The sequence below is a fragment of the SAR324 cluster bacterium genome, from assembly GCA_015232315.1.
Lineage (GTDB): Bacteria > SAR324 > SAR324 > SAR324 > NAC60-12 > JADFZZ01.
In genome coordinates, this window is record JADFZZ010000028.1 from 46298 (window position 1) to 68507 (window position 22210).

Sequence of the window (22210 nt, forward strand, 5' to 3'; positions counted from 1 at the left end):
TATGTGAACAATGACAAAAACAGAAAATCACACCATACTCTTTATATGTCAGCTAACATAATCTCGCCGACTTTGTGAAGCTTATAATCCACTCATTGTATGAATCCACATCAAAATTCTTGATCCTTTGTGGATTTAAACGCTAAATCAATTTTATACCATTTTTTATTTTTGCCCTGTCATCCGAATCGGTTTCATGATTGATGCTCCTGTTTCTTTCCGGCTATTGTGTTCATACCTGTTGCTTCTGACGGTATCCACACAGACATTATGGGGTGCCCCCACTCCAGTTTCTGAAGCCACTCCGCAGATACAGGCACCCACACGCCAGATCGCCCAAACCACGGATGACGAAGAAAGCAATTTTTCACTGAACAATGTCAAAGAACGGGTCTTGTATGAACTGGCCAAACAACAGAACAGATCCAATCTGTATCAATATTATCTGGAAAAATTTCCCAAGGGAGTCTTTGCTGGAGATGTCGCGCAAAAATGGCTGGAACGACTCAGACAGTCCCCTGACACCGTCTGGAATCAACCACCGATTCAAAGCAATTGCCCGGAAATTTTCCAGATTCTGGGAAAAAGTCTGAATATCCGTGAAAAACCAAATCTCAAAGCAGCTAAACTCGGCAGTTACTCCCCGGAGGATATGATCTGTGTGCTTGAAAAACAGCAGGACTGGAACCGAACCCCCAAAGGCTGGGTGTATGCGGCATACATGAAACCAGATCCACGGTTCAGTGGCGGGCTTGATCTGTTCCTAGTGTATCAGACGCTTGTCAAAAACCCTGAATATCTCGAACAGGCAAAAACCCTGCGAGAGTCAACCCTCAGACAATGGGCACTGAACCAACGAACGATTGAAGCCTACGACCGTTATCTGAAAAATTATGAGAGTGACCCAAATGCTAAAGAACTGATCAATACACGAGAGGATCTGAGATTTGAACAGGCCCTGGCCCAACATACCGCGGCCGCCTATGATCTGTATCTGCAGGAATATCCCAAAGGGAATTATCGTTCTGAGTGTGTAAAACTCCGGGAGCACGCATTGTTTCAATGGACACTGATGCAAAACACACAGGAAGCCTATGGAACATTTCTGCAAGCCTATCCTTCCTCCTCCTACCGCAGTCATATCCGACAACTGTTGAGAAATCTTACAAGCTCAACACCTTGAGAATAATTGATTTTATTTCACACAGACAGGCTGATTTTGCTGGAAACCTTTAACTTTTTCCGAACAATCTGAGACGTGGTGTCAATCGTCATATTGAGAATCGCCGTCACCAGAATCAATAAAAACGCCTTGTCCAGCTTGTCATCAGAAATGGCACTGTCGATATAAAAGCCCAGGGTGTAAACTCCAAGAATTCCCAGAATGGCGGATTCCCGCATCATGATTTCCCAACGATAAAACAGAAACGCCAGAAACTGTCCGTAAACTCTGGGAAGGACTTCAAAAAAGTAGCGGTTCAACTTCCCCGGAGGCGCATCAAATCTCAATGCAATCAGGTTGGCATGATTGCCCGTCAGATACCCCAGAATTGCCCCGTTATGCAGTCCAATCGCTAGAAAAGCAGGCAACATGGAGGGTCCCCACAGATGCACAAACACATACGCCAGAATATACTCGGGCGTGGTTCGCATCACAATCAGCGTGTAATAAACCACTCGCTCCAGCCACTTGACCGAAAGATGCCGGCAAATCCCCGGAAACGTGGTCAATGTCACGATCCCGGTTGTCACCAACGCAATTTGCGTCAACAGAAATGTGTTCCAAACGCCCTTCAAACCTTCAGTGCTGAGAATCCCCCAGGCCCAGTTCCACACGGGTTCCCACGCCCAGATCACGGTGCGTGTTCCATCGTAATAACCAGTTCTGCGCATCGGCCATGGCAGAATTTCATAAGTGAAAAACCGCACCACATTTTCCCAGCGAATGGAAATATCTCTGGATAAAAACGCGAATGCCACCATGACATACAACGGAACCAGGCGTGGTTTTAGCCAGTAACGCAAGGAGGCAATCAGCAGATAAAACAGATAGAGCAATGCGGAAACTTCAGAATATTGACTTTCCCGGAAAGCGGTTTCCAGGTGAAAACCAATAGTTGGCAGGCCGATGAAACCAAGAATGGCACTGGAACGTAACGCGCATTCAAACCGGTAGGTAGTGTAGTTTTTGATATCGGCATAAATCACCGGCAGGATCGAAAAGAAAAACCGGCTCAACAGCGAACTGCCGTCAGGCACTCCCTGCAACGGCCGATGATCAGACTCCTGCAGAATTTCAGCGTAAACCTTGGCAAACACTCCCGCATAGGGAATACCAATGGCCAGCACACCGCATACAGGATTCAACCCGACAATCGGCAAAAAAATGAAGGCCCAGAAAATTTCATGGATGGATCGCAGAAACGCACAGAAAAATCGCACTCCGGCACGATGAAAAAAGAAGGCCAGAAGGCTTCCCAAAACAACGCCGAGCGCAATCCCGCACAAGGCGAACACCAGTGTGTTTAGAAAGGCCTCACGGTAATCATACGCCACTCTGAAATCAGGGGTGACCGCCCCCAGCAGCATTCTGCCCAGTTCATGCCAGGGATCAATCGTGGTGATGGCGATATCAGCAAACACCAGGCAGAACACCGCAATTCCCACAAAAATCAGACTGGTCTTTTTCATGGCTGATACAATGCGGAAAGCAGGTCTGACGAAACCTGACGGGACGGCTGATCAAACAGAATCACGCCCTCACGGATACCGATAATCCGCTGGGCATATTTCAAGGCCAAGTCAACCGCATGCAACGACATGATGAGGGTTTTGTCAATGTGGGTGAGCAGTTCCAGAACCGTTCCCGCCTGATGGGGATCAATGGACGAAACCGGTTCATCCGCCAGCAGGACAGGACTCCCCCGAAACAGGGCACGGGCAATGGACACCCGTTGTTGCTGTCCCCCTGAGAGAGCGCCTGTGCGTTCATGCATCTTTTCCCGCATTTGCAGAGACGTCAGAATGTCGCCAACTTCTTCCACATCCCGGGTCTGAGGCTTGAGCAGATTGAGCAGATTATACCAGGTGCTGTAACGGTCCAGGCGTCCCATGTAAACATTGTGATAGGCACTCAATTGCGGAACCAGCGCATAATGCTGATGCACAAACGCGCATGTTTTGGGCTGTCGTTCATACAAGGTTTGCAGCAACGTGGTTTTCCCGGCCCCGCTTGGACCAATCAAGGCGATTTTTTCGCCCTGCTCAATCCTCAGACTGATATTTTTGAGAGCCGGAGTGTTCTTGTAGGAAACCTGAACATTTTCCAAATGAAATACGGACAAAACCTACTCCCTCAAAATGCCGATTTCCTGTGCGGTATCCAATATGGGCTGATACATGGTATTGTCCGCTTCAATAAAACGATCCCGTGGAAACGTGTCGAGCAATTCCCGATCTTTCATACCGATCAATGCTTTTTGGGTTTTCTGGATGAAGCCCTTGCCAAACACAGCATCAGCATCGCCTCTGATCGTCCAGTTATAATCAGGATACGTGGGTGTTTTCCAGAGCACCTGTACTTTGGTGGCATCGACATTTCCTGCTTTGACTTCATTTTCCCAGACTTTGAAATTCAGCACACCCACCTGATAACTTCCAGACTGCACCAAAGCCAACGTTTTGGAGTGATCACCACTGAATCCGACTCTGCTGAAAACATCTTCCGGAGATTTTTTGAAAAACTGACGGATGTAATATTCCGGCATCAGCCGACCGGAGGTGGAACCTTTGGACCCGAAAGAAAAGGTTTTCCCCTCGATTTTTTCGGGAAAGTCCTCGCCATAAGACAAGCCGGTGCTGGTATGCGCGATGATGTAGGAAATGAAGGTCGTGTCTTCTTCACCCTGAGCAATCGCCAGTGACCCCGGAACGGCCAGACGTGCCTGCACACCGGACAAACCGCCAAACCATGCCAGTTGAACATCGTTGTTCTTGAAGGCCGCGATCGACGCGCTATAGGACTTGACAGGGATGTATTCCACCTTAACGTTCAATTCCTTGGACAAATATTGAGCCACCTTGTTGAAACGCTCTTGCAATCGGGCAGTGTCTTCATCAGGAATCGCAGTGAATTTGAAGGTTTGCGCCAGGCTAACAGCACTCATGAGTGCAATCATGGACAGCAATAGGCAGATTTTTTTTAAAGAAATTTGGAACAACATACACTCCTTGGGTTAATGGGAAAAAATCCTCTTTCATCACGAAAGAAGGGTGCCTGAAACGTCAATCGACAGAATCAGGCAAAATGGAGGGCGATGTTTTCCATGGAAGGCAACACACTACCAATAATCTTTGCTGAAGTCACACCCGCGAGGTGCAGGGCCGTCAGCAAAGATTCCGCCTGAGTTCCAGCGACTGAAAACAGCAGGCCTCCACTGGTTTGAGGATCCAGTGTGAGTTCCTGCTGAAAACGGGTTAAGGTTTTTTCATAACGAGTATATTTTTCAACTTTTCTCCGGTTTGCGAGATTGGCACCGGTGGACATGCCTTTCACATACATTTCCAGAGCTTCACGCATAACCGGCAGATCGGCCACAGTGATTTTCAGGGTCACACCACTGCCGCGTGCCATATTCAGACAATGCCCTGCCAGGCCAAACCCGGTGATGTCCGTTGCCGCATGAATTTCAAATCCGGAAGCCACTTCCGCCGCGGTTTTGTTCAACACCACCAGGTGCTCCAGACATTCCTGAAGAGCTTCCTGAGAAACCCATTGTTTGAGATTGGCATTGAATAACACGCCACTTCCCAACGGTTTCGTCAAAATCAACTGGTCTCCGGGCTGAGCACCGACATTGCGCCAGATTTTTTCAGGATGCACCATCCCGGTGACTGACAACCCGAATTTGGGTTCTTCGTCCTCCACCGTATGCCCACCGACCAGCACGGCACCCGCTTCGGTGATTTTGTGCAGTGCTCCGGCAATGATACCATCCAGAATATCCATCCCCAATTTATCAGATGGAAATCCGACCAGATTCATGCAGGCCAGTGGTTTGCCACCCATAGCGTACACGTCGCTCAGAGAATTTGCCGCGGCGATCTGCCCGAACAAAAACGGGTCATCGACCGGTGGTGTGATGAAATCCACCGTCATGACCATCGCCTGCTCGTCATTCAGACGATACACGCCGGCATCATCGCTGGTTTCAATTCCCACCAGTACATTCGCATCCTTGACTGCGGGCAGTGTTGCCAGCAGGTGATCCAGTCCGACCGGACTGAGCTTGGCCGCTCAACCGCAGGTTTTGGCCAGACTCGTCAAGGTTGGTGTCTTGAATAAATCAATCAATCCCATATTGGCCCTGAAAGAGGAAACATATCAAAAAAAACGCTCACGAAGCGCGTAAAATATACATTTTGCGGCGATGCGCAAGAAAATATATCCGGACAGGAAAGACTCCGTGATTTTGTCGAACCATGTTTTCAAAGAAACCGTTGATAATCCGCATGAATTCTCATCAAAACATCAACCTGAGTCGCGTCATCCTTCAGAAATGAAAAATCCGCAAAATCAAATCCCGGAGCCACGGTGCAACCCACAAGACTGTATTCACCCGTAGTTTCAGAGGCCTGATACACCTTGGGCGGAACAATGGAGACATACGTTTCACATCCAGGTCCCAGCATGGTTTCAGCAAGTTGAACCCCATCAAACTGTATCAATCTGAGAGGAGATCCTTCATAAAAATTCCAGATTTCATCATGCAGAACTTTATGGAATCTACTGATTTGTCCCTTGACCAGCAGAAAATAAATGTGCGTCACCGCACTGCGTGGTGCCATGGCCACAGGTGAAACCACCGATTGTCCTGAACGATAGATTTCAAGGTAGTACCCACCTTCAGGATGTGGCGACAATCCGTATTTTTCAATTATTGTTTGCATAGAATCTCTATCAGGTGAGCCATCGAATTTCGCGCTATTGAATAATGGGTGTCTGGACCACGACCTGCGATTGTTGAGAGGTCAGCCATGTCTGTTCAAGGTCGCGGTTGGAGGGAGCCGCCCAGAACATTAAATTCAGTCCGTCCAGGTCACGACAATCATCCACAGTCACACCGCGGGAAGGGGTGGCCGCAAGACTGATCGGGCATTGAGGTGTGTCATCAAGGTCATCAAATAAATCACCATTCCGTTCACTGGTATGAGACAACCCCAACCAGTGTCCCATCTCATGCGCCGCGGTTTCCCCCAGTAATTTGATATCCAGTGTTCCAGTGCTCAAACCACCGCGAACGTGTGCATTCAGACCGATCAACACGCCGCTGTACCGGCTTTTGATTCCATGAGGACCGGGAATTCCGCTGGAAATCCCCAACAAACTACCTCGTGAGGAAGAGCCTCCAATCAGATCTTCCACAAAAAACAAATTGGCCCGTGACAAACGGGACTGGCACACCATGCTGACGGTTGTGTCCTGATTGAAATCCGCTGTGATGGTTTCAAATGCTGAATCCGTGATCTGTGCGACCGGTTCATAAACAAGTTGAATGCCGACGTTGGCGTAAATAGCAACCACACGGTCCATGGCCTGCTGAATCTGAGCGGTGGTGAATGATGTTCCTGTCAGATAGGGCTGAATCACGATGGTCCGGGTAACCGGCATCGAATTGTTTCGTAAGCCAAGAAAAACCTGCCCTGAAGACTTGCCGCTGATCACTTCAAACGTCCATACACCTGCTTTTGTCAACGTGTCTGGCAAAACAGGCTGACGGCCCATACCAAAAAACCAGAGCGAACACTTCCCTGGAAGCAACTCGTCTCCCTCAGGATTGATCAACGAACAGATCTGAATACCATCAGGATCGGTGGAAGGTGGATCTTCAAACGCCATGACCTGAAAAGACAGGGTGTCTTCAGGAACTATAAACGCCTGTTTGGAAGAATAGTATCCTGATTTTTTTCTGGTGAAACCGTCCAGTTCAATTTCATGCAGGGAAAATGCGGGTAACGCCGTATCGCTGTCATTCCATGCGGTATTCACACAATCTTCCGGTGCGACAGATTCTCTGGAAGACAAGGCAGGATTGTTCACAATGGTTCGGTTTTCTGTGGCAGGCGTTGGTTTTTCATCAATGGCACAGCCCATTAAAATAATCCCTGTGAGCCACAATATCAGCCATGTTCCGCGGAAAATTGTACTCGCTGAGGTCAAGTCATCAAACAGTCTGGATCGCTTCATTGGCACTTGACTCTCCAGGTGTCATCAGGTTTTTCTGTTCGATCAGTCGGTTTGCTTCCTGATGTTGTGATTTGTCCAGCATAAACGCCAGATCATAACGGTCGTTTTCCGCAGGCTTGAAGGATTTTGCGCTGAGTGACAACCATACATACGCCTGCACCAGATCCTTTGAGGTTCCCAGACCATGTTCATAGCACACGCCAAGACTCCATTGTGAGAGAGGATCGCGCAGATTGGCTGCTGTTTTCCAACATTCAATGGCCTTACTCATATTGTGTTCAACACCCTTGCCGTCTTCATAGCAACGTCCCTGTTGATAGAAACCTTCGTTCAGGTTGTGTTGGGCCACCTTTGAAACGAATTCAAACCATTCTTTCCCGAAAAAATCTGTGTCCGATGACGGATCTGGCTTTCCCGCAAAAAACTCAAGAGCCGGAGCAAAGCCCTGTTTAAACGCTCTGACTCTACATTGCTGAAGTTCATGCTCTGAGAAAACACCTGGTAATTTTTCCAAATGTTCTGCCAGGTTCCAGCAGGATTGGCCATCACATAATTGTTTTTTTGCCAGAATTCTTTTTTGTACGGCTTTTTTGTGGCGCATATAATTGAAGGTAAACAACAGGATCACAACGACCATGATCACGCCAACAAAGGCAACCACAACCAGGATTTTTATGGCACCCAACATGACTGAATCCTTTCATGTGTTAAAAGAAGTGACCGAGTCACTCAATCGTGTTTGTGTTCATCAAGACGTGGAATTAATTCCGCGAGATTACAGGGACGGTGGGTCGCGTTGAGTTGCTCTTTCAGAATTTTGTGCCATGCGGTGTAACATGCGCCCGCGGAACCCGGCAGACAAAACACATACGTTTTATTGGCCACTCCCGCAATCGCTCGTGACAGCATGCAGGATGTTTTAATTTCTTCATACGACAACCAGCGGAACAATTCACCAAAGCCTTCCAGTTCACGGTCAAGCAGAGGCAGAACAGCCTCTGGCGTACTGTCACGCCCGGTGACACCTGTTCCCCCCGTCGTCACAACCACCTGAACCCGAGGATCGGCGATCCATTGGGAAACAACAGCCCGAATCTGATAGATATTGTCCGGAACAATCCGTTTTTCAATCACATGATGTCCAGCCTCTGTCACCATGGAAACCAGCAAAGCGCCTGATTTATCTGTCGTTTCATCCCGTGAATCTGAAATGGTCAGAATCGCGATTGTCAACACCTGAACAGCACCGGAATCCATATTGATTACTCCTGAATTTTTTAGAAATTAATGAGGAACATGACTGAACCCTCAGGCCAGACGGGGAAACAACTCTTTGAGACCATTGGCAATAAATTCGACACCAATCGCCGCCATGACAAGTCCCATCAACCGGAGCACAATATTGATGCCTGTTTTCCCCAGTAAACGGGAGATCGGTTCTGCAACCTTGAAAGATGCCCAGGTTGACAATCCTATGATAAAAATGATCCCTGCCAGCATCAGATGATGCTGAACAGTCTGATCTCTATGGGCATAAATGATGACGGTGCTGATCGCGCCTGGACCTGCAAGTAGAGGTGTTCCAAGTGGAACGATGGCAATTGCCTCACGTTCTTCGGCATCTGTCGCTTCTTCCTGAGTTTGTTTGACAGGACTGATACGGGCCTGAACCATGGACAACGCAATCAATAAAATAAGAATCCCTCCTGCCACACGAAACGACGCGATGGTGATTCCAAAAAAATTGAGCAACGCCTCCCCCATGATCAGCGCACCAATCAGAAGTCCGCACACGGTCAATGCCGCAAGCCATGCTGTTTTTTCACGCTGAGTCCGAGTATAATGTGAAGTCATGTTGATGAAGATGGGAACCACACCCACCGGATCGACAATGGCAAACAAACCAATTCCAAATTTCAGATAATCGTTCCATTCACCCATAATTTTCCGCGTAAGGGGGCATAAAGAAATAACTAGTACATAAGGATGATGTGATGCTCGCTGTTTGTCCTTCCGAACGAAAACCAGGAATCCAGTGGCATTGAACGTTTGGTGGAATCTGGATACCGGATCAGGTCCGGTATGACACGGTGCCGAAAAAGAAAAGTGTACCATTTATTTCTTGGCGGACCCTAACGCTGATTGGACAATCATTTCAAAACCAGCAATCGCAAAATGATGATCCAACGTACATACTTGCTGAAGTTTGTGAGTGCGCATCAATACAAATGACGTGCAATCTGTAAAGCTAAAATCATGATCCTGGTATTGCTTCAGCAATTCCCATGCTTTCATTTCTATTTCTTCAGTCACTCTTAAAATTTGACAAATGCTTCCTGTCCACAGTTTTTCGACAAATGTTTGAAACTGGTGGAGCCTCAAGCGGCGCATACGGAATAGCGTGATCAATTCATCCAGAACATAGTTGGACGTGACAAATGATGCAGTCGTCTGATACAAAGCCTGAGAGACTTGGTCATGGTGCCGATCCTTCTTGTCAAAAAAGGCATAGAACGCACTGGTATCAATGAACACTGAATCACTTGCCATAAATCAACTCGTCCACATGTTCTGAAGTATCACAAAATTCCGTCTCTATCTGGCCTGCAAATTGAAAAAACACATCCTTATATTGAGGCGCAATTTTTCCTTCAGACACGGGTAAAACGATCACCTCGACTTCTTGACCGTTCCATTGTTCCAGACTGTGAAAGGCGATCATTCCATCTTTTATGGTTGTAATTTTTCTTATAGCCTCCATAGGTTCTCCTTAGAAAAGCGTACCCGCATGTACGATAGTGTGGGAGGTGGCAGAGAAAAACCGCTACCTACCTGAAATGCACTTTAATCATTAGATCTGACCTCGATATAAATCACTCACCGGAAAACATAATTCATAATCATTCCAGTCAAGATTTCCATCAACTATTGAAAAGTTCTTAAATTCATTCAGATCGAGATATTTTCGAATATCAGGATGCCTTGATTTGTCTAAAAATGGTTTAAAATCAATAATTCGCTCCTTGCCATCACTAAACAGAAATTTGAGTTTATAATCCGAAATGTACTGAATAGCATTGATATCAATTATTTTTTCAATTACCTCTGTCATTTAAGTCTCCCTGCAATCTTTTCTGTCATGACCTTTCGATGGAATACAAAATAATCAATCCATTTTTGTACGATATTATCAGCGTAATATTGAACAAATTTTCTAAAATCATTCAGTTGAACAGAATCCAATGGTCGCTTTCCCATGACTTCTTCAATTCGAATCTCCAGGATCTCACCCTCCTGAATAATAATCTCAGCTTTGCTTTCTTTTCCCTGATAACGGCCATGCACATGTATGGGTTCATGTTCATTGGAATAAAAGAAAATAATGATTCCAAAATACTCATACAATTTGGGCATAAAATAGTCCTTCAGTACATTCCCCTTTTTGTTTTAATTGCTGGACCGATTGTGCCGAGGAGTGGATGCCATCAAACGCAACAATCCTGCATCCACATATTCTACTCCCTGGCCAGCATGGAATCCGGTTGACCGGTTGAGGCCAGAACAGCCTGCCACAGGGTGCTTCGTCCCGGATACAGAACCTTGCGTTCCTGAATAATCAGGCGGATGGGAATGTTGGTAAAATAATTATTCCAGATCCCAACCACCATGCCGGTTTTCCCTGCCATGCCCGCATGTACCGCAAATTGTGCCAGAAAGCCACTGAAGACAGAGTCCTCTTCATTGGCAGGAACGCTACGAATGCTGTAACTTGGATCAAAATACCGGAGATTGACTTTAATGCCTTCGGTTTTAAAATAATCCGCAATGGCGTTTTTCATGAATACACCAATATCACCGAGTTTGAGATTGCCTGAGGCATCCCGTTCATTCTGTGCCTTGAAAAACTTCTGCCCTGCGCCTTCGGCCACAATAATGACCGCATGACCACGTTTGAGCAACCGCTGTTTCAATACGGAAAGAAACGCGCCTTCCCCTTCAAGATCAAAATCCTGTTCAGGAATCAGCACAAAATTGACATCTTTGGACGACAATGCCGCATTGACAGTGATAAAACCGGAATGGCGGCCCATGAGTTTGACCAGACCAATCCCGTTGCTGGCCCCCTTGGCTTCCACATGCGCACAGGAAATCACTTCCGAGGCTTTGGAAAACGCGGTGGAAAATCCAAATGTTTTTTGGATGAGATGGATGTCATTATCAATCGTTTTGGGAATACCGATCACAGCGATTTTTTCATCACGCCGCATCACTTCCTGGTAAATGGCTTCAGCACCACGCAAGGTTCCATCACCGCCCACGCAAAACAATAGTTTGATCCCCTTTTCCACCAGATAATCCACCATTTCCTTCGGATCCTGAGGACCACGGGAAGAGGCCAGATAGGAACCGCCTTCCTTGTGGATATTCGTGACCATTGATGGTGTGAGTTCGACAGGACGATGCCCATATTTTTTGACCATCCCTTCAAAACCATACGGGAACCCGAGAATCCTGGGAACCCGGTAGCGATAATGCAGTTCCATCACGATGGACCGAATCACATTATTGATTCCCGGACACAAGCCACCACAAGTGACGATGCCGGCAGAAACCCAGGTTGGATCAAAGTAAATTTTTTCATAAGGCCCGGCCTGTTCAAAAGAAAAAAAGTCCTTTTTATAATGCTCACGGGCTTCTTCCGGAGAATTGAAACATACTTTTTCCAGAACAACTGAGCCTTCTGGAACATATTTGGCGTAACCTGCGGGATTCTGAAATTTGGCAGGTCCAAGTGTGTCAATGCGTGTGTCCATCATTCCTCCCTGATCAAATTTTTAATTTCAGACGCTTTCAATAGCTCTGGTCAATTTTTCTCGAACCTGATTTGCGAAATCATCCATGTCCTTGCGTCCTGTCACCTGAACCATGGTTCCCGGATCAATTGCCGCAACTACGGTTTCACCTGTGCCCGGTTCTTCATAAACCACAACATTGCACGGCAACAGCAAGCCGATGTCGATTTCCTCGGTCAGCGCTTTGAAGGCCAACGGTGGATTGCAGGCGCCCAAAATGAGGTAACGGCTGAAATCCTTGTCCAGTTTCTTCTTGAGTGTCGCTTTGACATCAATTTCGGTCAAAATCCCGAAACCTTCCAGCTTCAGTGTTTCAGTGACTTTTTTGACTGCGTCATCATAAGACAAAGTGGTTTTTCTTTTTATTCCATAAGGGCTGTTGATCAAACTCATAAGGGTCTCCTGGCTTGATTATAAAAATTAACGCGAAAATTCACGCCGCTGAATTTATGAAAGCAACCATTGATCTGGTTTTGCATAGGTTGATTTACCCTGAAATAATCATATGAAACAAGTTTTCAGTGAAAGAAATACATAATTTCCCTAAAAGCTACTTCCCGATGAATCCTAGCACTGCAAACAGAATCGAACCGCTGATCGGAACCATGAGCAATGTGACAAGACGCTTGAACTTATAAAATGGACGTCGATATACCATGAAAAATGAAGAACCCACCAGCATCAATAGTCCCAAAAAATGAATTACTTCCATAGGCAACACAAATTGGAGAACATATAGAACGCCCAACCATAGAACACTCCAGAAAACGGGCATACCGAGATAGCCCAACTCCTGAGTTTCGCTTCGAATGTTTCCGATTTCGTTAAACACTGAAAGACGAACGACACCACTCATGACAAACACGTTGATGGCCAAGGTGTCATACCAGGTATCCATTCCCCATAAATACAGAAACAACGAGGGTGCCACCAGATAATCCAGTACATCCACAAAACCATCCAGGTACCGACCGAAATCACGTTCCAAACCCAGCTTGCGAGCCAGCAGACCATCCAGACCATCCACCAGCAACGCCAGAAACATCAAGCTCAGCGCATAGGCAAACCGTTGATGAAGCATCAATCCCATGGATAGTGAAATCAACAAAATTCCGGACAGTGTCAGGCAATCGACTTTGCTTAAACGGATGATAAACATTGGCAGGGCCTCATGCAAAACGATGGTTAAATTGCTATTGAGAATTATGTATGCCCTTGTTAAGTCAAACACAAGAAGTGTTCTTTTCCTAACATTTAACAACGCAGGAGTCCTATGTCTAAGCCTTTCACCAAATTGACTGTTCTCACAATATTGACCGTATTTTTTCAGACGATACTCATGTTCCAGCCTGACGCACAGATACTTATGGCGGCTGAACTGACAGCCCGACAGATCATGGAACAGGTTGATGCCAGAAACAACGGCGATAATGTCACCATGAACACACGCATGGTGTTGATTGATAAAAAAGGTGAACAGCGTGTGCATGAAATTCTATCCTACAAAAAAGACAAGGGGCAGGACCACATGGCCTTGATGATGTTTGTGGACCCGCCCGGAGTCAAGGATGTGGGGTTTCTGACCTATGATTATGAGGATCAGGGCAAGGAAGATGACCAGTGGCTTTATATGCCGGCAGTACATAAGACCAACCGGATCGCCGGAGGAGACAAAAGTTCCAGCTTCATGGGGTCTGATTTCAATTATTCCGATATGTCTTCCGTGGATGTGGATGATTACGACTATGAACTCATGGAAAACACTGAGGTCAATGGTGTGCCTGTCTGGCAGATCCGTTCAACCCCAAAGACACAGGACGTGATTGAGAAAACGGGCTATACCAAGTCCATTCTGTTTGTCAGAAAAGATAATTTTGTGGTGATACGCTCCGCCTTGTGGGTTCATAAACGGAGCCAGATCAAATACATGGAAGTGAAAAATCTGGAATTGATTGACAAAATATGGGTTGCGACAGAAATCCACATGACCACCAAAAAAGGACAGGATCTGCTGCACAAGACCATCCTGAGTCAGTCGAATGTGAAGTTTGATCAGAATCTCAGCGATGATCTGTTTACTCTGCGCCGCCTCGAAAAAGGGACCTGAGACGGCCCTTGTCCTGATTATTGGGCGTTGAGGTATTCCACCGCTTTTTTGATCCCGCGCAGGGTCAGATCTTCCATATGAATCACTTCCCTGATTTTCTGAAGCGTCCAGCTTCCATAGGTGATATCCCATTCATAGGACGGAATGGGATTGAGCCAGACGGAGTATTTGAAGCGTTTGCGGATACGCTGGAGCCATGCGTAACTGGCTTCCGAATCATCACCGGCATCAAAATAAATAGACCCGTAACGTGACACGAGTTCTTCAGGAGCCATGCTGGCATCTCCCATAAAAATCACCCGGGTTTCAGGATTTTCCTCCAGCAGTTTTTTGGTTGGAATCGCTTTGTAGCGTTGGGGATCTGAATAGACCGTCGCATACACTGTGTTGTGGAAATAATAGGTTTTTAATTCTTTAATTCTGTCTCTGAATTTGGAAAACAGCATTCTGGTGACATCCACCCAGGGCATCATGGAAGTGCCACCATTGTCGATCAGCAGGATCACCCTGATTTTATCCCGAAGTTCTTTTTTGAAAATCAATTCAATCTCTCCGCCATTCCGGGATGTTTTATAAACTGTTTCACCAACATCAAGTTCACTTTCAGGTCCGGCGGGAATGATGTTTTTCAGCAAGGACAAGGCCTGACGGATGTTTTCTCCACTGAGTGTGTTGGACGCCGAATAATCAATATAATTTCGCTCGCCAATCACTTTTACGGCTGAACGGTTTTGTCCGCCACCAAACGCACGGACTCCCGGTTGTGCCGCTCCGGAATTACCAAACGGAGAGGTTCCCCCGGTTCCGACCCAGCGATTGCCGCCATTATGGGCTTCCATCTGCTCACGCACCGTATCCCAGAAACGCTTCATCAATTCATCATACGACAAATTCCAGGGCTGAGCCGGCAATTCGCCTCGCTGGATCGCCTGCTGAAGCCACTCCCGGAACTGTTTTGTCTGGAACAAACCCATGTCGCCTTCAGCGATGGCCGGAATATCCACTCCGAAAAAATACATGGCAAACGCACGTTCAAAGGCATCCATGTGTTCGACTTTTTTCACAAAGTTCAACCGTGCGAACAAAAACAGATCATCCAGCGTTTCCACCAGGCCTTTTTCCAGGCCTTTGTAGAAATCAATCACATAGGTCATGCTGACCGGAATGCCATAATCCTGAAGCATGTACACAAAATTGGTAAACATGGGGTTTCTCCCTCCAATGAACCGTGTTCTTGAGATTACCAGCGTTGCCGGGTGTTGGATTTATTATGTTCGCCACCACGGAACGACAAAATATCATTGGTCCGTTTCAGCAGTGTTCCCAGAAATGGAATATCTTTGGAAGACGTCGGAGTGAGTCCTTCAATTTGGAGGGCTTGTAGCCAGTTCAGCAATTCACTGGTTGCAGGAGGTTTTTCATAACCACGTTCTCGAAGTTCATAGAAGATTTTCAGGGCAGATTCCACCAGCCCCTTGTTCACGTCAGGAAAATGCAAGGCGACAATTTTACGCATTTCATCAGGATGAGGAAACGGGATATGGTGACAGAAACATCGACGCAGGAAGGGATCTGATAATTCCCGTTTGGCATTGGAAGTGATGATGATGAGGGGACGCTTGACGGCTTTGATGGTTTCATTGACTTCCCTGATCGTGAATTCGCAGTCTTCGAGTACATCCAGCAGATTGTCCTGCACATCGGATTCCGTCTTGTCAATTTCATCCAGCAACAGAACCACTCGTTCCTCAGCTTTGAACGCCCGGCCAATGGGGCCCCAGATCACATAGTCATAAAACCGGTTCACATCACGTCCTGTGGAACCTGAACCAAACCGTGCGTCATTCAGACGCAACACGGTGTCCTGCACATAACAGACTTCTTCTCCCTTGATGGTCGATTTTGCCCGAAGGATTTCAATGTTCATGTTCAACGCGCGGCTGATTTCAAAGGCCAGTTGTGTTTTACCCGTCCCCGGTTCACCCGTCAGCAACAAGGGCTTTTCCATGACAACAGCCATGTTCACAATTGCCTGAAGTTCCGGGTTGATATAATACTTGTCTGTTCCTTCAAATTTCATAGAGACCCTACGTCTGGAAGGTTAAGAGAATGACATTTTATTGTATGGAAATTAAAACAGTTTTCGCCCAAACCACACCACTTTCCCGATAATCCGGAATGATTGATGTTGGTCAACCAATACCTGAAATGGCGCATAATCCGGATTGTCGCTGATCACGTCAAAGCCGTTTTTATTGTTACGCAGTCGTTTGGTCATGACCGCATCATCCAGTTCCAACAGATAAATTCCCTCACGTGCGTATTGAGTTTGGTTCAGATCTACCAAAATCTGATCGCCATCAGACAAAGTGGGAACCATGCTGTCTCCGGAAACCTGCACCATCGCCAGTTGATCAGAAGAGGTTCTGGCCGTTTTGGAGAGCCAGTTTTTATTGAACCCGACAAACTCCGTGATTTCCTCAGATCCTGAAAAAGAGCCATGCCCGGCGCTGGCTCTGACATCATAAACAGGCGCGAGAACCATATCACGCGCAGGTTTCATCATCCGGTTCTGATCGCCTTCAGCGTCACCTTTGACCAGCCAGTTGAGATCAATGGAATATTCTTCACTCAATTCTTGAAGATAACGCATGGAGGGCACACTTTTCCCCTGACAGATCCTGTAGATATGCGAGGGACTCCTGCCGGTAAGACGGGCAAACTGACTGCGGTTTCCACCGGCAAGTTGTTCAACAATATTTCTGAATCTTGTAACAAACGATGTACTGCTCATAACCCCTCTAAACAATTAATAGTGGCAAAGATTGATGTTCCCGCATCATAAAGATCCATACTGAAAACTCAACCAATAAAAATCCTGAATACAGGTGGATCTGTGGCAACGCTGATGATTTAGGACGTCCACCAAAAAACAGGCTTGAGAAAACAGACAGGGTTGGATACAGGTAGGGGCTAATGGCAATTTGCCAACTATGTGTTGAACAACCAGACATCGAATGTGACATGAGATTCCACCATACATCAGTATTGTTTATAAAAATCAACCTCAGTCTGTTTGTTTTCTGGCTGGCTGGATGCTCTTATCACTATGATCAGGGCCAACTTCTTGAAGCTGAAAAACGCTGGGAGGAATCGGCCATTGAGTACCGACTCGCTTTTGTAGAAGATCCGGAAGATTCGGATATTATTGAAGCTCTTGATCGCGTCAATCCCAAAGTTGCCGAAGAAAACATGACGCGTTATCGGGAATATCTGGCCAAACAGCAATACCATAAGGCCTTCCGGCGTCTGGAGGCCGCCGCGGCGTTGGCTCCTGAACTTCAGGAAGCACAGGATGAACTCAAGCAATGGACCCGTGTGCTGGTTGCCGGAAAAGTCCTGTTTACCTTTGAACGAGGCCATTCTGAAATTGGACTTGCCGAACAAATGCAGTTTCAAATATGGATCACCAACCCGGTGGGTGAAACACTGAAAGCGGATATCGCCTATGAAAACGGCTTATTTTTTACCGAAGACTTGCTTTACCGACACACCAGCATGGATTTCGGGCGTTATTCGCTGGATGCGATCGGTTTGAGCGTGACCAGGAAAGCCGCCAATAATTTTGATCGCCAAACTTTCCGCAAGTTCATCAATTTCCGTGTCATTCCTCCAGCGCAGGTATCAGGAAGTGCTGAAATATTGTCGGGCGCAGTTCAATCTGTTGCCAATCACCGTTCGCAATTCATAAAAAATACGCCTGAAGACGCACCATGGAATCCACTGGGAATCCTTCGGTATCAAATGACCTTCGCGAACCAGCGGATTCTGGTGGACACCTCAGCGGAACGTCTGGAATTTGTGCCTGAAGCCCTTTATATCAACCGTGAACAAAGCCGTGCTTTTGTAGATTTCGGGGTTTATCAGGTCACACTGGATTCTCAAACCAAATGGTGGCATATCCAGCGAAAGCATTATGCCTCACGCAATGATGATTATTTTTACACGCTCAACAACAATCTGGCGTTGAATCCTTATTTTTTTTATAAGGAAGGCGCTTTTCAATATGTCCTCGCGCCCCGTTCACAAGAATGATTATGGTTCATAAAAAACTTCAATCCCTGTTTCTCTTATCCCTGTTTTTCATAATAGTCGGCATGCTGGAAAATGTACCCGCGGCTGAAATGAACAGCATTGGTGTCAGACAGAAATCTGTTTTGCTGGGAGGACATCAGCCACTGAGTGGGGCATTGTCATGGCTGGCGGATATTCAGAAGGGCGCACAGGCATATTTCCAGTACATCAACGATCAGGGTGGATTGCATGGAAGACAGATTGAATGGCTGGTTTATGATGACCAGCTTCAGAAAATGCGAGCTGAATTGATAGGCCGGAAACTGGTTTTTCAGGATCAGATTTTTGCCATGTTCCATGGTATGGGTGATCAAACCCATCAAACCATTCAAAATTTTCTGGAACAACGAAATATTCCGGACTTTCTTATCGGATCGAACCTGGAAACATGGACTGATCCGATTAAAAAGGGTGTGTTTGGCCTGGACCCAACCATACAGACTGAGCAAAAAATCATGACCCGTTATTTTAAAAAAATGTATGCGGGCCGCTCGTTGGCCGTCTGGCATCTGAATGACAAGGTCATCAACGAAGAAGTACAATCTCTGGTGAAACAGTTGCGGCCTCATTTCCCCAAAATCCAGACAGTGACCTACACCAATGGCCCCATGGAACCCGGGATATCCCAGATCAAAACCATCCATCCGGATGCGCTGTTGATCCTTGCGCCGGAACAGGAAACTCACGATTTCATCAAGGAAGCCTACCAATATGGAATGGAAGGCGAGATTTATCTGAAGCCGCAAATACTGTTTACAGACTGGGTTGAAACACTGGACCCATCGCTCAGGCAGATGCTTTACTTTTTCACATGGCAACCTTACGTTCATCAAATGGATCATCCGGGAATCACACTGCATCATCAATTACTCGGATATTATTTCCCGAAGACAAAACCCAGTCAATGGTCTGTTTCGGGTCAGATCGCGGCTGAAATCATGGTGGAAATTCTGAATCGTACAGGGCGATCCCTGACCACAGAAGCTGTATTGCAGGCGACTGAATCGCTGACAGCCTGGCAAGGACACATGACACCGCCAATCACCTTGAGCCGCAAAAATCATCTGGCCATCACCCAAATGCGGATTGGGCATTTTGAAAATGAACGGTTCGCCTTTACCAGTGACTGGATCACTGCACAATGAAGATCATCCACTATCCGTTTTCCCTGAAAGACAAGGAAACGCTCATAACGGCGATTCAACAAAATCATGTGATTGTATTTCCAACCGAAACTTTTTATGCCATTGGTGGCAATGCTCTTTCGGAACAGGTTGCGGCCAGAGTCTATCAAATCAAACAGCGCTCTGATCGCAAGCCTCTGTTGACACTGATTTCAGCAAAATGGTTACCTGTTTTGTCGGGTCCGCTGACGGAACCAACAAGTCAATTGATGGAACATTTCTGGCCTGGCCCCCTAACGCTGATTCTTCCGTCAGCACCACAGGCGCCCTTTTTTCTCAAGGAAAAAACCAGTCAGGGGATTGCCCTGCGCTATTCTCCATCACCAGTCGTTCAGGAAATGATTCAACTTTCAGAACGCCCTCTGATTGGAACCAGTGCCAACCTGAGCGGTCAGCCTGAATGCATGACAGTCGACGGGGTGCTTGCCCAATTGGGGAATCTACCGGATCTGATTGTGGATGGCGGAACCACGCCAGGTGGCAAGGCATCGACCCTGGTAAACTGTTTGTCTTTTCCTTTTTCTATTGAACGGGAAGGTGTTCTTCCCGTTGCATTGTTGCAACCTTACCTTTTTACTGACGTCTAAAATTATGTCTGGCGCACACGACCAAAAATTCATTCGCAATTTTTCAATCATTGCCCACATTGATCATGGCAAATCGACTCTGGCAGACCGTTTGATGGATTACACAGGAGCCCTTTCTCAACGTGAATCCAAAGCCCAGTTTCTGGACAGCATGGATATTGAACGGGAACGGGGAATCACAATCAAATCCCAAACTGTTCATCTTTATTACAAGGCTGATGATGGACAGACCTATCAACTCAATCTGATTGACACTCCGGGACATGTCGATTTCACCTATGAAGTCTCACGTTCCCTGGCCGCCTGTGAAGGCGCATTGCTGGTCGTAGATGCGGCACAGGGGGTTGAAGCCCAAACACTGGCCAATGTGTATCTGGCACTGGCAAACGATCTTGAAATTCTGCCTGTTCTGAACAAGGTCGATCTGCCAACAGCGGAACCGGATCGGGTGTGCAAGGAAATTGAAGACATTATCGGCATTGACACCAGTCTGGCCGTGCGTGCCAGCGCCAAACAGGGAATCGGTATTCACGAAATTCTGGAACAGATTGTCGCTCTGGTCCCTTCGCCCTACGGTGACCCAAAAGCGCCCTTGCGTGCCTTGATATTTGATTCATGGTTTGATGCTTATCTGGGCGTTGTTGTCATGGTCCGTGTGGTTGATGGATCACTGAAACTGGGCGACCGCATCCAGTTCATGGCCACTGAGAAAGAATATGAAGTGACCCAACTGGGGGTCTTCACACCCTTCAAAACAGAACGGGAACATCTTAATTGCGGTGAAGTAGGTTTTATAGCGGCCTCCATCAAAACCATCGGACACACCAAAATTGGGGACACTGTCACCTCTGCGCTGACACCGGCGACCGAACGACTGGAAGGGTATGCGGAAGCCATGCCCATGGTGTTCAGCGGAATCTATCCTGTGGATGGCGAGCAATATGAGGAACTCAAGGAAGCCCTGCAAAAACTGATACTCAATGACGCCTCCATCACTTATGTTCAGGAAACCTCTGCGGCTCTGGGTTTTGGATTCAGGTGTGGTTTTCTGGGATTGCTTCACATGGAAATTGCCCAGGAACGTCTGGAGCGCGAATTTAATTTAAATTTGATCACCACAGCCCCCAGCGTGGAATATCGGGTACACACCACTGGAGGAACCATGGTGGAGGTGGACAATCCGTCAAAACTCCCACCACCGGGAACCATTCAGTTCATTGAGGAACCTTACATTCGTGGACGAATCCTGACACCGACAGAATATGTGGGCAACATCATGACCCTGGCTCAGGAACGGAGGGGAATCCAGGTCAATATGGAATATCCCGCCACAAACAGGGTCCAATTGGTTTATGAATTTCCACTCAATGAAATCGTTCTGGATTTTTATGACCGTTTGAAGTCTGTTTCCAAAGGCTACGCTTCCTTTGATTATGAATTGATTGATTACCGTAAAGGGGATCTGGTCAAACTGGACATCATGATCAACGGTGACCCCGTCGATGCCATGTCAGTGATTGTTCCGAAAGAGCAGTCCTATTATCGTGGCAGGGATCTCGTGCATAAATTCAGGGAACTGATTCCACGGCAAATGTTCGAAGTGGCTGTTCAAGCGGCGATTGGATCCCGAATCATTGCCCGGGAAACCGTCAAGGCCATGCGCAAAGACGTGACCGCCAAGTGTTACGGTGGAGATATCACCCGAAAACGAAAACTGCTGGAAAAACAGAAGGAAGGAAAAAAACGGATGAAGCAGATTGGAACCGTTGAAATTCCTCAAGAAGCTTTCATGGCGGTATTAAGAGTGGATCATAAATAATCAGTCAATATCAACCTCTCAGTCAGAAACTATATGAGCGAATCAAAACAAACATGGAATCAGGTAGAAGAAGGGTGCGGTGTATGGACCGCACAGTATAAATTGCCCAACATGAAAGTGACGTCTACGATTGTGCAACTGAATGATGGTAATTTTCGAGCTGTGCAGGTGATTTGAATATGTTGTAGAACAGGAATACACTGGATTTTGCGTTATTTTCCCCCAAAAAGAACCTTTTGATGCGAGAATCCTATGTCCAATTATGAAATCAAGATCCAGA

Annotated in this window: 26 protein-coding genes; 7 read left to right on the forward strand and 19 right to left on the reverse strand. The window is 46.8% G+C overall.

What is annotated here, in order from left to right; genetic code table 11:
* The first annotated feature begins 196 nt into the window (after positions 1 to 196).
* Positions 197 to 1183, forward strand: coding sequence for an SH3 domain-containing protein (locus HQM11_16275; GenBank protein ID MBF0352590.1), 987 nt, complete (start codon positions 197 to 199; stop codon positions 1181 to 1183).
* A 17-nt stretch (positions 1184 to 1200) separates the two neighbouring features.
* Here HQM11_16275 and HQM11_16280 read toward each other — a convergent pair whose 3' ends face one another.
* The 16 genes from HQM11_16280 to HQM11_16355 all read right to left on the reverse strand — a co-directional run bounded on the left by HQM11_16280 (position 1201) and on the right by HQM11_16355 (position 13258).
* On the reverse strand, positions 1201 to 2691 hold the full coding sequence (locus HQM11_16280; protein MBF0352591.1) for an ABC transporter permease: 1491 nt from the start codon (positions 2689 to 2691) through the stop codon (positions 1201 to 1203).
* On the reverse strand, positions 2688 to 3344 hold the full coding sequence (locus tag HQM11_16285; protein ID MBF0352592.1) for an ATP-binding cassette domain-containing protein: 657 nt from the start codon (positions 3342 to 3344) through the stop codon (positions 2688 to 2690). Before HQM11_16285 ends, HQM11_16280 begins: the two co-directional genes overlap by 4 nt.
* A 3-nt stretch (positions 3345 to 3347) precedes the next feature.
* Complete coding sequence (locus HQM11_16290) at positions 3348 to 4223, reverse strand: putative selenate ABC transporter substrate-binding protein (protein MBF0352593.1); 876 nt, start codon at positions 4221 to 4223, stop codon at positions 3348 to 3350.
* Between the two features lie 74 nt (positions 4224 to 4297).
* Positions 4298 to 5272 (reverse strand): selenide, water dikinase SelD, encoded by a 975-nt coding sequence (gene selD, locus HQM11_16295; GenBank protein MBF0352594.1) that lies wholly within the window; start codon positions 5270 to 5272, stop codon positions 4298 to 4300.
* Between the two features lie 215 nt (positions 5273 to 5487).
* Positions 5488 to 5949 (reverse strand): cupin domain-containing protein, encoded by a 462-nt coding sequence (locus HQM11_16300; GenBank protein MBF0352595.1) that lies wholly within the window; start codon positions 5947 to 5949, stop codon positions 5488 to 5490.
* Positions 5950 to 5983: 34 nt separating this feature from the next.
* Entirely contained in the window at positions 5984 to 7246 is a 1263-nt protein-coding gene (locus tag HQM11_16305; protein MBF0352596.1) for a hypothetical protein, read from the reverse strand.
* Positions 7224 to 7934 (reverse strand): sel1 repeat family protein, encoded by a 711-nt coding sequence (locus tag HQM11_16310; GenBank protein ID MBF0352597.1) that lies wholly within the window; start codon positions 7932 to 7934, stop codon positions 7224 to 7226. Before HQM11_16310 ends, HQM11_16305 begins: the two co-directional genes overlap by 23 nt.
* Positions 7935 to 7975: 41 nt before the next feature.
* Positions 7976 to 8503, reverse strand: a complete 528-nt coding sequence (moaB, locus tag HQM11_16315; protein MBF0352598.1) for a molybdenum cofactor biosynthesis protein B — start codon at positions 8501 to 8503, stop codon at positions 7976 to 7978.
* 51 nt (positions 8504 to 8554) lie between these two features.
* Entirely contained in the window at positions 8555 to 9187 is a 633-nt protein-coding gene (locus HQM11_16320) for a YchE family NAAT transporter (protein MBF0352599.1), read from the reverse strand.
* Between the two features lie 174 nt (positions 9188 to 9361).
* Positions 9362 to 9796 carry a type II toxin-antitoxin system VapC family toxin gene (locus HQM11_16325; GenBank protein ID MBF0352600.1) on the reverse strand — a complete coding sequence of 145 codons (435 nt, stop codon included), beginning with the start codon at positions 9794 to 9796 and terminating at the stop codon, positions 9362 to 9364.
* Positions 9786 to 10007: a hypothetical protein gene (locus HQM11_16330; GenBank protein MBF0352601.1), complete on the reverse strand. Its 222-nt coding sequence runs from the start codon at positions 10005 to 10007 to the stop codon at positions 9786 to 9788. Before HQM11_16330 ends, HQM11_16325 begins: the two co-directional genes overlap by 11 nt.
* Positions 10008 to 10097: 90 nt before the next feature.
* Positions 10098 to 10358, reverse strand: a complete 261-nt coding sequence (locus HQM11_16335) for a DUF2442 domain-containing protein (GenBank protein ID MBF0352602.1) — start codon at positions 10356 to 10358, stop codon at positions 10098 to 10100.
* A complete protein-coding gene (locus HQM11_16340) occupies positions 10355 to 10660 on the reverse strand; it encodes a DUF4160 domain-containing protein (protein ID MBF0352603.1) in 306 nt (101 codons plus the stop codon). Before HQM11_16340 ends, HQM11_16335 begins: the two co-directional genes overlap by 4 nt.
* 101 nt (positions 10661 to 10761) lie before the next feature.
* Positions 10762 to 12060, reverse strand: coding sequence for an ATP-dependent 6-phosphofructokinase (locus HQM11_16345; GenBank protein ID MBF0352604.1), 1299 nt, complete (start codon positions 12058 to 12060; stop codon positions 10762 to 10764).
* 27 nt (positions 12061 to 12087) lie between these two features.
* Positions 12088 to 12492, reverse strand: a complete 405-nt coding sequence (locus HQM11_16350; GenBank protein ID MBF0352605.1) for a DUF302 domain-containing protein — start codon at positions 12490 to 12492, stop codon at positions 12088 to 12090.
* Positions 12493 to 12649: 157 nt separating this feature from the next.
* A complete protein-coding gene (locus HQM11_16355; protein MBF0352606.1) occupies positions 12650 to 13258 on the reverse strand; it encodes a CDP-alcohol phosphatidyltransferase family protein in 609 nt (202 codons plus the stop codon).
* 114 nt (positions 13259 to 13372) lie between these two features.
* Here HQM11_16355 and HQM11_16360 point away from each other — a divergent pair, with 114 nt between their 5' ends.
* Positions 13373 to 14206, forward strand: a complete 834-nt coding sequence (locus tag HQM11_16360; GenBank protein MBF0352607.1) for an outer membrane lipoprotein-sorting protein — start codon at positions 13373 to 13375, stop codon at positions 14204 to 14206.
* A gap of 17 nt (positions 14207 to 14223) precedes the next feature.
* Here the strand turns inward: HQM11_16360 and HQM11_16365 are convergent, their stop codons facing one another.
* From HQM11_16365 to HQM11_16375, 3 genes are read right to left on the reverse strand one after another with little or no spacing between them, the layout of a single operon-like run.
* Positions 14224 to 15411: a hypothetical protein gene (locus HQM11_16365; GenBank protein MBF0352608.1), complete on the reverse strand. Its 1188-nt coding sequence runs from the start codon at positions 15409 to 15411 to the stop codon at positions 14224 to 14226.
* Positions 15412 to 15446: 35 nt separating this feature from the next.
* Positions 15447 to 16286 (reverse strand): MoxR family ATPase, encoded by an 840-nt coding sequence (locus tag HQM11_16370; GenBank protein ID MBF0352609.1) that lies wholly within the window; start codon positions 16284 to 16286, stop codon positions 15447 to 15449.
* Positions 16287 to 16337: 51 nt separating this feature from the next.
* Entirely contained in the window at positions 16338 to 17000 is a 663-nt protein-coding gene (locus HQM11_16375; GenBank protein ID MBF0352610.1) for a helix-turn-helix transcriptional regulator, read from the reverse strand.
* Between the two features lie 230 nt (positions 17001 to 17230).
* Here HQM11_16375 and HQM11_16380 point away from each other — a divergent pair, with 230 nt between their 5' ends.
* From HQM11_16380 to HQM11_16400, 5 genes are read left to right on the forward strand one after another with little or no spacing between them, the layout of a single operon-like run.
* Complete coding sequence (locus HQM11_16380) at positions 17231 to 18301, forward strand: hypothetical protein (protein MBF0352611.1); 1071 nt, start codon at positions 17231 to 17233, stop codon at positions 18299 to 18301.
* Between the two features lie 2 nt (positions 18302 to 18303).
* Entirely contained in the window at positions 18304 to 19485 is a 1182-nt protein-coding gene (locus HQM11_16385) for an ABC transporter substrate-binding protein (protein MBF0352612.1), read from the forward strand.
* Positions 19482 to 20111 (forward strand): threonylcarbamoyl-AMP synthase, encoded by a 630-nt coding sequence (locus HQM11_16390; protein MBF0352613.1) that lies wholly within the window; start codon positions 19482 to 19484, stop codon positions 20109 to 20111. Before HQM11_16385 ends, HQM11_16390 begins: the two co-directional genes overlap by 4 nt.
* Positions 20112 to 20115: 4 nt before the next feature.
* The gene (lepA, locus tag HQM11_16395; protein MBF0352614.1) at positions 20116 to 21930 is read left to right on the forward strand and encodes an elongation factor 4; all 1815 of its coding nucleotides are present in this window, start codon (positions 20116 to 20118) and stop codon (positions 21928 to 21930) included.
* A gap of 33 nt (positions 21931 to 21963) precedes the next feature.
* A complete protein-coding gene (locus HQM11_16400; GenBank protein ID MBF0352615.1) occupies positions 21964 to 22107 on the forward strand; it encodes a hypothetical protein in 144 nt (47 codons plus the stop codon).
* The last annotated feature ends 103 nt before the right edge of the window (positions 22108 to 22210 follow it).

Bases quoted from the DNA above. Each gene is read 5' to 3' on its own strand.
- HQM11_16280 (MBF0352591.1), bottom strand. From the start codon at position 2,691: ATGAAAAAGACCAGTCTGATTTTTGTGGGAATTGCGGTGTTCTGCCTG.
- HQM11_16380 (MBF0352611.1), top strand. From the start codon at position 17,231: ATGAGATTCCACCATACATCAGTATTGTTTATAAAAATCAACCTCAGT.
- HQM11_16390 (MBF0352613.1), top strand. From the start codon at position 19,482: ATGAAGATCATCCACTATCCGTTTTCCCTGAAAGACAAGGAAACGCTC.
- HQM11_16335 (MBF0352602.1), bottom strand. From the start codon at position 10,358: ATGACAGAGGTAATTGAAAAAATAATTGATATCAATGCTATTCAGTAC.
- HQM11_16350 (MBF0352605.1), bottom strand. From the start codon at position 12,492: ATGAGTTTGATCAACAGCCCTTATGGAATAAAAAGAAAAACCACTTTG.
- HQM11_16340 (MBF0352603.1), bottom strand. From the start codon at position 10,660: ATGCCCAAATTGTATGAGTATTTTGGAATCATTATTTTCTTTTATTCC.
- HQM11_16365 (MBF0352608.1), bottom strand. From the start codon at position 15,411: ATGTTTACCAATTTTGTGTACATGCTTCAGGATTATGGCATTCCGGTC.
- HQM11_16345 (MBF0352604.1), bottom strand. From the start codon at position 12,060: ATGGACACACGCATTGACACACTTGGACCTGCCAAATTTCAGAATCCC.
- HQM11_16305 (MBF0352596.1), bottom strand. From the start codon at position 7,246: ATGAAGCGATCCAGACTGTTTGATGACTTGACCTCAGCGAGTACAATT.
- moaB (MBF0352598.1), bottom strand. From the start codon at position 8,503: ATGGATTCCGGTGCTGTTCAGGTGTTGACAATCGCGATTCTGACCATT.
- HQM11_16290 (MBF0352593.1), bottom strand. From the start codon at position 4,223: ATGTTGTTCCAAATTTCTTTAAAAAAAATCTGCCTATTGCTGTCCATG.
- HQM11_16330 (MBF0352601.1), bottom strand. From the start codon at position 10,007: ATGGAGGCTATAAGAAAAATTACAACCATAAAAGATGGAATGATCGCC.
- HQM11_16275 (MBF0352590.1), top strand. From the start codon at position 197: ATGATTGATGCTCCTGTTTCTTTCCGGCTATTGTGTTCATACCTGTTG.
- HQM11_16310 (MBF0352597.1), bottom strand. From the start codon at position 7,934: ATGTTGGGTGCCATAAAAATCCTGGTTGTGGTTGCCTTTGTTGGCGTG.
- HQM11_16360 (MBF0352607.1), top strand. From the start codon at position 13,373: ATGTCTAAGCCTTTCACCAAATTGACTGTTCTCACAATATTGACCGTA.
- HQM11_16300 (MBF0352595.1), bottom strand. From the start codon at position 5,949: ATGCAAACAATAATTGAAAAATACGGATTGTCGCCACATCCTGAAGGT.
- lepA (MBF0352614.1), top strand. From the start codon at position 20,116: ATGTCTGGCGCACACGACCAAAAATTCATTCGCAATTTTTCAATCATT.
- HQM11_16355 (MBF0352606.1), bottom strand. From the start codon at position 13,258: ATGTTTATCATCCGTTTAAGCAAAGTCGATTGCCTGACACTGTCCGGA.
- HQM11_16320 (MBF0352599.1), bottom strand. From the start codon at position 9,187: ATGGGTGAATGGAACGATTATCTGAAATTTGGAATTGGTTTGTTTGCC.
- HQM11_16325 (MBF0352600.1), bottom strand. From the start codon at position 9,796: ATGGCAAGTGATTCAGTGTTCATTGATACCAGTGCGTTCTATGCCTTT.
- HQM11_16370 (MBF0352609.1), bottom strand. From the start codon at position 16,286: ATGAAATTTGAAGGAACAGACAAGTATTATATCAACCCGGAACTTCAG.
- HQM11_16375 (MBF0352610.1), bottom strand. From the start codon at position 17,000: ATGAGCAGTACATCGTTTGTTACAAGATTCAGAAATATTGTTGAACAA.
- HQM11_16385 (MBF0352612.1), top strand. From the start codon at position 18,304: ATGGTTCATAAAAAACTTCAATCCCTGTTTCTCTTATCCCTGTTTTTC.
- HQM11_16400 (MBF0352615.1), top strand. From the start codon at position 21,964: ATGAGCGAATCAAAACAAACATGGAATCAGGTAGAAGAAGGGTGCGGT.